The sequence below is a fragment of the Pseudomonas sp. NPDC086566 genome, assembly GCF_050280885.1.
Taxonomy (GTDB): Bacteria; Pseudomonadota; Gammaproteobacteria; order Pseudomonadales; family Pseudomonadaceae; genus Aquipseudomonas; species Aquipseudomonas vlassakiae.
On the sequence record NZ_JBNNWD010000022.1, the window covers coordinates 1 to 9,996 of the forward strand.

The following is a 9,996-nucleotide window of genomic DNA, read 5'->3' on the forward strand; positions in this document are numbered from 1 at the left end:
CAACCATGGCCTCACAGACATGGCCACGTTGCAACAAATGTAGGAGCGGATTTATCCGCGATGCGCCGCGCGGGCGGCGCTCGATCTCACAGGCGCTGAATGCCTCCCGGCGAGCACCTGGTGGCCCTCACCCGTGCATGGCTTCTATCAACTCCCACAGCGCTGGATCATCAAAATCCTTCACCACCAGCCTGGCCCCCGCAGCCAGCAGCCGCTCCGGCGTCTGCGTCGTGGCAACCCCCACGGTAAAGATCCCGGCCCCACTCGCAGCCGTCACCCCCGGCAACGAATCCTCGAACGCCAGCGCCTGGCCAGCCACCGCCTCCAGGCGCTGCAGCCCGACCAGGTAGGGCAGCGGATCCGGCTTGGGCCGCTCCAGTTCCTCGGCCACCAACACATGTTCGAAACGATCGCCAAGCCCCATGGCCGTGAGCATGTGCTCGGCATTCAGCCGCGGCGCATTGGTCACCACGCACATGCCGATGTTCCAGGCCCGCGCATGGTCCATCAGCCGCAGCAGGCCGGGCATGGGTTGCAGCGCGGGTGACAGTTCGCGGAAAAGCGCTTCCTTGCGGTCGGCCAGCGCCTTGCGCTCGGACGAACCAGCAAGTGGAAACAGTTCGGCAAACAGTTCGCCATTGGCTCGGCCGCTGACCTGGGCATCGAATTGTTCCTGGGTCAGCTCGCGGCCGTCATGGTCGTGCAGCAGTTGACGGAACGCTTGCAAGTGCAGGGTATCGGTGTCGGTCAAAGTGCCATCGAGATCGAACAGCAGAGCAGTCAGCATCAGGTATCCAGGGATAAAAAAACAAACGCCAGGGATGATAACCAAACCTGACGACAAAGGGGGCTGTTCAGCGCACACTGAAAGGAGTACAAATGTGCTCCATGGACAATCTCACCCCAAAACGCCGTGCAATCCTCGATTTCATTCGCGAGCGCATTGCCGACCACGGCCAGCCACCGAGCCTGGCCGATATCGCCAGCCGCTTCGGTTTCGCCTCGCGTAGCGTTGCGCGCAAGCACATCACCGCGTTGTGCCAGGCCGGCTACATTGACGTCACCCCCAACCAGGCGCGGGGCATTCGCCTGGCCGAGCCCTTGCGCCGGCCCGAAATCCTCGAAATTCCCGTGCTCGGGCAAGTGGCAGCCGGCGCGCCGATCGGCCCGGACCTGGGCATTCACGAACAATTACTGCTCGACCCCAGCCTGTTTCGCCGTACCCCGGATTACCTGCTCAAGGTGCGCGGCGATTCGATGATCGAGGACGGCATCTTCGACGGTGACCTGGTCGGCATCCTCCAGCAGGGCGAGGCACGTGATGGTCAGATCGTGGTTGCGCGGCTGGACGGCGAGGTGACCATCAAGCGCCTGCAACGCCAGCCAGGCGGTTACCGGCTGTTGCCGCGCAACCCGGCCTATGCGCCAATCGATGTGGGACCTGAGCGCGAGTTCTTCATCGAAGGCGTGTTCTGTGGCCTGCTGAGGCGCGACTGATGGGCGCTGTGGTCGAACTCGATCGGCTGCTCGACCAGCGCCAGGTCTGGCGCGGGCGGCAGGGCCAGGTGCGCCCGGCCGGTTTGCAGCCCACCGGCCATGCGCTTCTCGACCAGTGCCTGCCGGACGGCGGCTGGCCAGCCGCAGCCCTCAGCGAGCTGCTGCTGGCCAGCCCGGGCTGTGGTGAATTGCAGCTGCTCTGGCCCTCCGTTGCTCGCCTGACGGCTGAGGGCGGGCGGGTGGTGTTGGTGGCGCCGCCGTTCATTCCCTATGCACCGGCCTGGCAGGCAGCAGGTGTGGACCTGCGCTGGCTGGTGCAGGTAGATGCCGGGCAGGCCGATGCCCTTTGGGCGGCCGAACAGTGCTTGCGCTCTGGCAGCTGCGCGGCGGTGCTGTGCTGGCCGGAGCGTGCTGATGACCGCGCCTTGCGCCGCCTGCAGGTAGCCGCCGAGACCGGGCAGGCACTGGCCTTCGCCTGTCGGCCGCAACAGGCGGCGCACAACCCGTCGCCCGCTGCGCTGCGCATTGCCGTGGATACGCGCCCGGCGCAATGGCGCGTACTCAAGTGCCGTGGCGGCATGCCACCGGCCCTGCCAATCGCCTGCCCTGGGCGGGGCTGATGCACCATGCTCTGGGCCTGCATTCTCCTGCCCCAGCTGGCGCTGGACTCGATCCTGCGCGAGCGTGACGACGCCGATACGCCGCTGGTATTGATCGGCGGCCCCGTGCAGCGTCGTCTGCTGCAAGCCGTCAACCCGGCGGCGGCGGCCCTTGGCCTGCGGGCGGGGCAGACGCTGACGGCAGCGCGGGCCCTGGCCGATGGCTTCCACTGTGTCGAAGCCGACCCGGCCCGCATCGAGCGGTTGCAGCAATTACTCGCGGCCTGGGCCTACCGGTTCAGTGCCCAGGTCAGTCTTCATTACCCGCGTGCCCTGCTGCTTGAAGTCGGCTCCAGCTTGCAGCTGTTCGGCCCGTGGCCACTGTTAGAGGCCCGCTTGCGCGAAGAGCTGAATGCCCTGGGCTTGCGCCAGCGCATCGTGCTCGCGACCAACCCGGTCGCGGCTCGCATGCTTGCCAACGGCCATGATGGCTTGGCTTTGACGTGCGCCGAGCAAACCCGGTCGGCACTGGCGCGCATGCCTGTCGAGCGGGTGGGGTTGCCAGCGGACGCTGCCCAGGCCTTTGCCCGTATGGGCCTGCGCCAGTTGGGCCAGGTGCTGGCCTTGCCGCGCGATGCGCTGGCCAGGCGGTTTTCCGCCGATGTGCAGTTGCACCTGGACCAATTGCTCGGGCTGCGCTCCGTGGGGTTGGGCTTCTACCAGCCGCCAGACCGCTTCGAATCGCGCCTGGAACTCAACTTCGACGTTGAATCACATCAGGCCTTGCTGTTCCCGTTGCGGCGCATGCTCAATGACCTGGCGGCGTTTCTCGCCGGGCGCGACTGCGGTGTGCAGCGCTTCAGCTTGCACCTGGAGCACGTCGAAGGTCCGGATACCCTGCTGCACGTGGGTCTGCTGTCTGCCGAGCGGGACGCCGCCCTGCTGTTCGAATTGGCCCGCGGGCGCCTTGAACCGCTGCGCATCCCGGCACCGGTGCGCAACCTGCGGCTGGTCGCCGATGACCTGCCTGCCTTCGTCCCCCAGCATCAGGCACTGTTCGACCCCCGCGCCAAGCAGGCCCAGCCCTGGGAGCAACTGCGCGAACGCCTGCGCGCTCGCCTCGGTGATGAAGCCGTCAGCGGGTTGCGTGCCGAGGCCGACCACCGCCCCGAGTGCGCCTGGCAGCAGGCGGAGCAGGGCGCCCAGGGTAACCTGCCGGTGATGCCGGGTAGCCGCCCAGGCTGGCTGCTGCCCACGCCGCAGGCCTTGGATACGGCTGACCACAAGCTGCTGGGCCAGGCCGAACGGATCGAGTCAGGTTGGTGGGATGGTGGCGACGTGCGCCGTGACTACTACCGCATCGAAACCCGCGAGGGCCTGCGTGGCTGGGCCTATCGCGACCTGGCTCAACCCGGCCCGCTGTGGTTGCAGGGCTGGTTCGCATGAGTACGCCGGGCTACGCCGAGTTGCATTGCTTGTCCAACTTCAGTTTTCAGCGCGGTGCATCCAGCGCCGAAGAGCTGTTTCGCCGCGCGCGCGAGCAAGGTTACCAGGCGCTGGCGATCACCGACGAATGCACCCTGGCCGGTATCGTGCGCGCCTGGCAAGCTGCCAAGGAACAGCAGCTGCGCCTGATCGTGGGCAGTGAAGTGCGGCTGCAGGATGGCCCCAAACTGGTGTTGCTGGTGCAGAACCTCACGGGTTACCAGAACCTCTGTGCCTTGATCACCCGTGCCCGACGGCGGGCCGAAAAGGGTGACTACCAATTGTTCGCTGACGATCTTGAGCTACACCACGAAGGGTTGCTGGCGCTGTGGATCGCCGATGATGCCGACGATCAAGCGACAGGCCGATGGCTGTGCGAGATGTTTGCCGAGCGCCTGTGGCTGGGCGTGCACCTGCACCGGGGCAGCGATGATGCCCGGCGCCTGGCCCGCTTGCGCGAACTGGCGGCGCAGCTGGGTGTCCGCGCTGTGGCCTGTGGTGACGTGCACATGCACGTGCGTGGCCGGCGCGCCCTGCAGGACTGCATGACCGCGATTCGCCATCACTGCAACGTGGCCCAGGCAGGGCGCCACCTGTTCGCCAATGGCGAGCGTCACCTGCGTTCGCTGGAGCAACTGGGCGAGCTGTACCCGGCAGATCTGCTGGCCGAGAGCCTGGTCATCGCCGAACGTTGCCAGTTCGACCTGGCTGAACTGCGCTACCAGTACCCACGCGAACTGGTGCCCGAGGGCCAGACACCCGCCAGCTGGCTGCGCGCCTTGTGCGAGCGGGGCTTGCCGCAGCGCTGGCCATCAGGGCCGAGCAGCAAGGTCCGTGCGGTGCTGGACAAGGAACTGACGCTGATCGAGGAACTGGGCTACGAAAGCTATTTCCTGACCGTTCACGACATCGTCGCCTTTGCCCGCAGCCAGCACATTCTCTGCCAGGGCCGCGGCTCGGCAGCCAACTCGGTGGTGTGCTTCGTGTTGGGCATCACCGAGCTCGACCCGATGGAGCATCGGCTGTTGTTCGAGCGCTTCTTGTCGCGCGAGCGCAACGAGCCTCCCGACATCGACGTGGATTTCGAACATGACCGGCGCGAAGAGGTAATCCAGTACGTGTTTCGCCGTTACGGCCGGCATCGCGCTGCGCTGACCGCCGTGGTCAATACCTATCATGCTGCCGGTGCTGTTCGCGATGTGGCCAGGGTGCTGGGCCTGCCGGCCGACCAGGTGGATGCCCTGGCCAAGTGCTGCGGCCGCTGGAGCGACCGTATCCCGGACGCGCAACGGCTGGCCGAGGCCGGTTTCGAGCCCGGCAGCCCTTCGCTGCGCCGCATTCTGGTGCTGGCTGGTGAACTGATCGGCTTTCCTCGCCACCTGTCCCAGCACCCGGGTGGCTTCGTCATTTCCGAACAGCCGCTGGCCCACCTGGTGCCGGTGGAAAACGCCGCCATGGCCGAGCGCACGGTGATCCAGTGGGACAAGGACGACCTGGACATGGTTGGCCTGCTCAAGGTCGATGTGCTGGCCTTGGGCATGCTCAGCGCCTTGCGCCGCTGTTTCGACCTGCTGCAGCGGCACCGCGGTCGGCAGCTGACCCTGGCGACCATCCCCGGAGAAGACCCGGCGACCTATGCAATGATCAGCCGCGCCGAAACCATGGGCGTGTTCCAGATCGAGTCGCGGGCACAGATGGCCATGCTGCCGCGGCTCAAGCCCGAGACCTTCTATGACCTGGTGATCGAGGTCGCCATCGTGCGCCCCGGGCCAATCCAGGGTGACATGGTTCACCCCTACCTGCGTCGGCGCCTCAAGCAGGAGCCGGTGACCTACCCCTCGGCAAAGCTCAAGGAAGTCTTCGAGCGCACCCTGGGCGTGCCGTTGTTTCAGGAACAGGTGATGGAGCTGGCCATGGTCGCTGCCGACTACAGCCCCGGCGAGGCCGACCAGCTGCGCCGCAGCATGGCGGCCTGGAAGCGCCATGGCGGGCTTGAGCCGCATCGCCAGCGGCTGGTCGAGGGTATGCTGCGCAACGGTTACGACCTGGCGTTCGCCGAGCGCATCTTCGAGCAGATCAAAGGCTTTGGCAGTTACGGCTTCCCTGAATCGCACGCGGCCAGCTTCGCCTTGCTGTGCTATGCCAGCAGCTGGCTCAAGTGCCATGAACCGGCCATCTTCACCTGTGCCCTGGTCAACAGTTGGCCGATGGGGTTCTACAGCCCGGATCAACTGCTGCAGGAGGCGCGGCGACAAGGCATCGAAGTACGTCCGGTGGATGTGTTCCATAGCGAATGGGACTGCACGCTGGAGCCCGATCAGCACGGGGTCCTGGCCATCCGCCTCGGGCTGCGACAGGTCCGTGGTTTCAGCGAGGCGGATGCCCGCCGGCTGGAGCAGGCGAGGGCGCAGCGCCCCTGGCGGGATGTCGAGGATGTGTGCTTGCGCGCTGGACTCGACGGCCGTGCCCGCGCCCGGTTGGCCGATGCGGGGGCACTGCGAGCCCTGGCCCGCGACCGTCACCAGGCGCGCTGGCAGGTGGCGGCGGTGCAGGCGCAGTTGCCGCTGTTTGCCGAAGTGCAGGCAGTACCGGAAGCACAGGTGGCATTGCCCGCACCCACGGTCGGCGAAGACCTGGTTGCCGATTACGACACGCTGGGAACGACCCTGGGCCCGCATCCGCTCAGGCTGCTGCGTTCGCGGCTACGGGCGCTGGGCTGTCGAAGTTCCGCCGAGCTGGCGGGGCTCGAGCATGGCGATGCGATTGCCGTGGCCGGGCTGGTGGTGGGGCGGCAGCGGCCGCAGACCGCCAGCGGGGTGACCTTCGTTACCCTTGAAGATGAACATGGCATGGTCAATGTGGTGGTCTGGCGTGACCTGGCCGAGCGGCAGCGGCGGGCGCTGGTGGGGTCGCAGTTGCTCAAGGTGAGTGGGCGGCTGGAGCAGGACAACGGCGTGCGGCATCTGATTGCCCGGCGCCTGGAAGACATCAGCCCTTTGCTGCAAGGGCTGGATGTAAAGAGCCGGGACTTTCACTGACCCCACTGGCCTCTTCGCGCCGAACCGCCGCGAAAAAAGCCAACCCGGTCTATCAGACCATCGCCAGATGCTGCTTGTGTGTTGGCGCCGGGAACGCCCGGTCAATCGCCCGCAGGTCCTCGCTGGTCAATGTCAATGCCCCCGCAGCTGCATTCAGCCGCACATGCTCCGATGACACCGCCTTGGGGATGGCAATCACATCATTCTGCCGCGTGACCCAGGCCAGGCTGACCTGTGCCGGCGTCGCGCCATGGCGTTCGGCAATTTCGCTCAGCACCGGGTGCTGCAACAGCCGCCCGGCCTGGGCCAGCGGGCAATAGGCCATGGTCGGCAAGCCGCGCTGGCGGCTCCACGGCAACAGGTCGAACTCGATGCCACGCTGCGCCGGGTTGTACAACACCTGATTGGTGGCGCAATCCGGGTTGTGCAGTTCACGCAGGTCGTCGACATCGAAGTTGGACACCCCCCAGCGGCGGATCTTGCCTTGCTCGCGCAAGCGCTCGAAGGCTTCGACCGTTTCCTCCAGCGGATACTGGCCGCGCCAGTGCAGCAGATAGAGGTCGATCATTTCGCTACCCAGGCGCTTCAGGCTGCGCTCGCAGGCTTCAGCCACACCGCGGCGGCTGGCGTTGTGCGGATAGACCTTGCTGACCAGAAACACCTGGTCACGGCGCCCGGCAATGGCTTGGCCGACCACGGCTTCGGCGCCGCCCTCGGCATACATCTCGGCGGTGTCGATCAGGGTCAGGCCCTGTTCGATGCCTTGTTGCAAGGCCGCCACTTCTGCTGCCTTGCGCGCCGGGTCTTCGCCCATGTACCAGGTGCCCTGGCCAATGGCCGGCACACTGCAACCTGCCAGTTTCACGTAACGCATGTCACCTCCGGAGTCTGGGTATGGGAAAGCAGTACCTCGAGCAGCGCATGGGCTGCAGTGGAAAGCTTGTGGTCGGCCAGGGCGATCACGCTGATGCGCCGTTCGACCGTGGGTTCTACCAGCGTCACGCAACGTGCGCCGAGTTCCTGCATCTGGTTGATGCACAGCGCAGGCACAGCGCTCACGCCAAGGCCACTGGCAACCATGCGGCCAATGGTCGAAAGCTGATGGCTTTCAAAGGCCACCGCCAGCTTGCCGTGGCGCGCCGCGACGTTCTGCTCTAGCAGCAGGCGCACTGCCGACGGGCGTTGCAAGGCAATGAAATCTTCGGCCAGCAACTGCGCCCAGGTGACCTCGGTTTGCAAGGCCAGTGGCGAGTCAGCCGGCACTACGGCGACGAAGCGGTCCATGTACAGCGGGTGGAAATTCAGGCCTTCGCTGTTATCCGGCTCGAAACCGATGCCCAGTTCGACGCGGCGATGGCGCACCAGTTCCAGCACTTGTTCGTTGATCACGTCGTGCACTGTGACGTTGACCTTGGGGTAACGCTGGCGGAACACCTTGAGCGATTGCGGCAGCAGGTTGCCGGCAAAGGCTGGCATCGCCGCCACCGAGACGCGGCCAAGCTGCAGGGTGAAGCGCTGGCGCAGCATCTCTTCGGTGTCGTCCCAGTCGGCCAGCAGGCGCCGGGCCAGCGGTAGCAGCACCTCGCCCTCGGCAGTCAGGCTGACGCTGCGGGTGGTGCGGGTGAGCAGGGCGCCGCCGAGGTTGTCCTCCAGCGCCTTGATGGTCAGGCTCAGGGCCGGTTGCGACACATGCAGGTGTTCACCGGCCTGGGCGAAGCTCTGGTACTTGGCGACGGTGACGAAGGCACGCAGTTGCTTGACGTTCATGACAGCCTCGAGCGCTGTTTTGAAAAAGTTATCAATCGATGATGAAAACAAAATTAACAAATCAGTCGCCAGCGGTGAAGATGGCTTCACACGCTCACCGACAGCCTCGTCGGTTCAACAACTACAAAAGGCGGATCAGCATGGCCGGACTGGACAAGCGCGTAGCAACCTATGAAGAGGCCCTGGCAGGCCTGACCGACAACATGACGGTACTGGCCGGCGGCTTCGGCCTGTGCGGCATCCCGGAAAACCTGATTGCCGAAATCAAGCGCCGTGGCGTCAAGGGCCTGACCGTGGTCTCCAACAACTGCGGTGTCGACGGCTTCGGCCTGGGCGTGCTGCTGGAAGACCGGCAGATCCGCAAGATGATTGCCTCCTACGTTGGCGAGAACGCCGAATTCGAACGCCAGCTGCTCAGTGGCGAACTGGAAGTCGAACTGACCCCGCAGGGCACCCTGGCCGAGAAGATGCGTGCCGGTGGCGCCGGTATCCCGGCCTTCTTTACCGCGACCGGTTACGGCACCCCGGTTGCCGAGGGCAAGGAAGTGCGCGAGTTCAAGGGCCGCAAGTACATCCTCGAAGAGTCCATCACCGGCGACTTCGCCATCGTCAAGGGCTGGAAGGCCGACCACTACGGCAACGTGGTGTACCGCAACACCGCGCAGAACTTCAACCCGCTGGCGGCCACCGCTGGCAAGATCACCGTGGTCGAAGTGGAAGAAATCGTCGAGCCTGGCGTGCTGCTGCCCAGCGAGATCCACACCCCGGGCATCTACGTCGACCGGGTGATCGTCGGCACCTTCGAAAAACGCATCGAAAAGCGCACCGTCAAGGCCTGAGCGCCGTCCATCAGAACAACAAAGAGATCCTGACCATGGCACTGACCCGCGAACAGATGGCGCAACGCGTCGCCCGTGAACTGAAGGACGGCTACTACGTCAACCTTGGCATCGGCATCCCGACCCTGGTGGCCAACTATGTACCGGCCGACATGGACGTGATGCTGCAGTCCGAAAACGGCTTGCTCGGCATGGGTGAATTCCCCACCGAGAGCACCCTCGATGCTGACATGATCAACGCCGGCAAGCAGACCGTCACCGCCCGCCGTGGCGCGTCGATATTCGATTCGGCGCAATCGTTCGCCATGATCCGTGGCGGCCACGTCGACCTGACTGTACTGGGCGCTTTCGAAGTGGATGTGGAAGGCAACATCGCCTCCTGGATGATCCCTGGCAAACTGGTCAAGGGCATGGGCGGCGCCATGGACCTGGTCGCCGGTGCAGAGAACATCATCGTCACCATGACCCACGCCTCCAAGGATGGCGAGTCCAAGCTGCTGCCGCGTTGCAGCCTGCCGCTGACCGGTGCCGGCTGCATCCGCAAGGTGCTGACCGACCTGGCCTACCTGGAGATCGAAGACGGTGCCTTCATCCTGCGCGAGACCGCGCCGGGGGTGAGCGTCGAGGAAATCATCGAGAAAACCGCCGGCAAGCTGATCGTGCCGGATGATGTAAAGGAAATGACCTTCTAAAGCATCGCACTGTCCCCCTGTAGGAGCGGCCTTGTGTCGCGAAAGGGCTGCTCTGCAGCCTTTTCGCGACACAAGGCCG

The 9,996-nt window shown here is 65.3% G+C and carries 9 protein-coding genes; 6 read left to right on the forward strand and 3 right to left on the reverse strand.

Annotated features, from left to right (window positions below; genetic code table 11):
- Positions 1–127: 127 nt before the first annotated feature.
- Positions 128–787 (reverse strand): HAD family hydrolase, encoded by a 660-nt coding sequence (locus tag ACQKPS_RS26610; protein WP_254485213.1) that lies wholly within the window; start codon positions 785–787, stop codon positions 128–130.
- Positions 788–879: 92 nt separating this feature from the next.
- On the opposite strand from ACQKPS_RS26610, the gene lexA reads away from it, so the two are divergent.
- Genes lexA through ACQKPS_RS26630 form a run of 4 tightly spaced genes read left to right on the forward strand, consistent with a single transcriptional unit; the run spans position 880 to position 6,619 of the window.
- Positions 880–1,497: a transcriptional repressor LexA gene (gene lexA, locus ACQKPS_RS26615; RefSeq protein ID WP_186602930.1), complete on the forward strand. Its 618-nt coding sequence runs from the start codon at positions 880–882 to the stop codon at positions 1,495–1,497.
- A complete protein-coding gene (gene imuA, locus ACQKPS_RS26620) occupies positions 1,497–2,117 on the forward strand; it encodes a translesion DNA synthesis-associated protein ImuA (RefSeq protein ID WP_427606249.1) in 621 nt (206 codons plus the stop codon). Before lexA ends, imuA begins: the two co-directional genes overlap by 1 nt.
- 6 nt (positions 2,118–2,123) lie before the next feature.
- Positions 2,124–3,542: a Y-family DNA polymerase gene (locus ACQKPS_RS26625; RefSeq protein WP_427606251.1), complete on the forward strand. Its 1,419-nt coding sequence runs from the start codon at positions 2,124–2,126 to the stop codon at positions 3,540–3,542.
- Positions 3,539–6,619, forward strand: a complete 3,081-nt coding sequence (locus ACQKPS_RS26630; protein ID WP_427606253.1) for an error-prone DNA polymerase — start codon at positions 3,539–3,541, stop codon at positions 6,617–6,619. Before ACQKPS_RS26625 ends, ACQKPS_RS26630 begins: the two co-directional genes overlap by 4 nt.
- 52 nt (positions 6,620–6,671) lie before the next feature.
- Here the strand turns inward: ACQKPS_RS26630 and ACQKPS_RS26635 are convergent, their stop codons facing one another.
- Both ACQKPS_RS26635 and ACQKPS_RS26640 read right to left on the reverse strand, forming a co-directional pair.
- Entirely contained in the window at positions 6,672–7,493 is an 822-nt protein-coding gene (locus ACQKPS_RS26635; RefSeq protein ID WP_427606255.1) for an aldo/keto reductase, read from the reverse strand.
- Positions 7,481–8,386, reverse strand: coding sequence for a LysR family transcriptional regulator (locus ACQKPS_RS26640; RefSeq protein WP_427606257.1), 906 nt, complete (start codon positions 8,384–8,386; stop codon positions 7,481–7,483). Before ACQKPS_RS26640 ends, ACQKPS_RS26635 begins: the two co-directional genes overlap by 13 nt.
- A 140-nt stretch (positions 8,387–8,526) precedes the next feature.
- Here ACQKPS_RS26640 and ACQKPS_RS26645 point away from each other — a divergent pair, with 140 nt between their 5' ends.
- Entirely contained in the window at positions 8,527–9,225 is a 699-nt protein-coding gene (locus ACQKPS_RS26645) for a CoA transferase subunit A (RefSeq protein WP_254485220.1), read from the forward strand.
- Positions 9,226–9,260: 35 nt separating this feature from the next.
- Positions 9,261–9,917 carry a CoA transferase subunit B gene (locus tag ACQKPS_RS26650; protein WP_027916751.1) on the forward strand — a complete coding sequence of 219 codons (657 nt, stop codon included), beginning with the start codon at positions 9,261–9,263 and terminating at the stop codon, positions 9,915–9,917.
- The last annotated feature ends 79 nt before the right edge of the window (positions 9,918–9,996 follow it).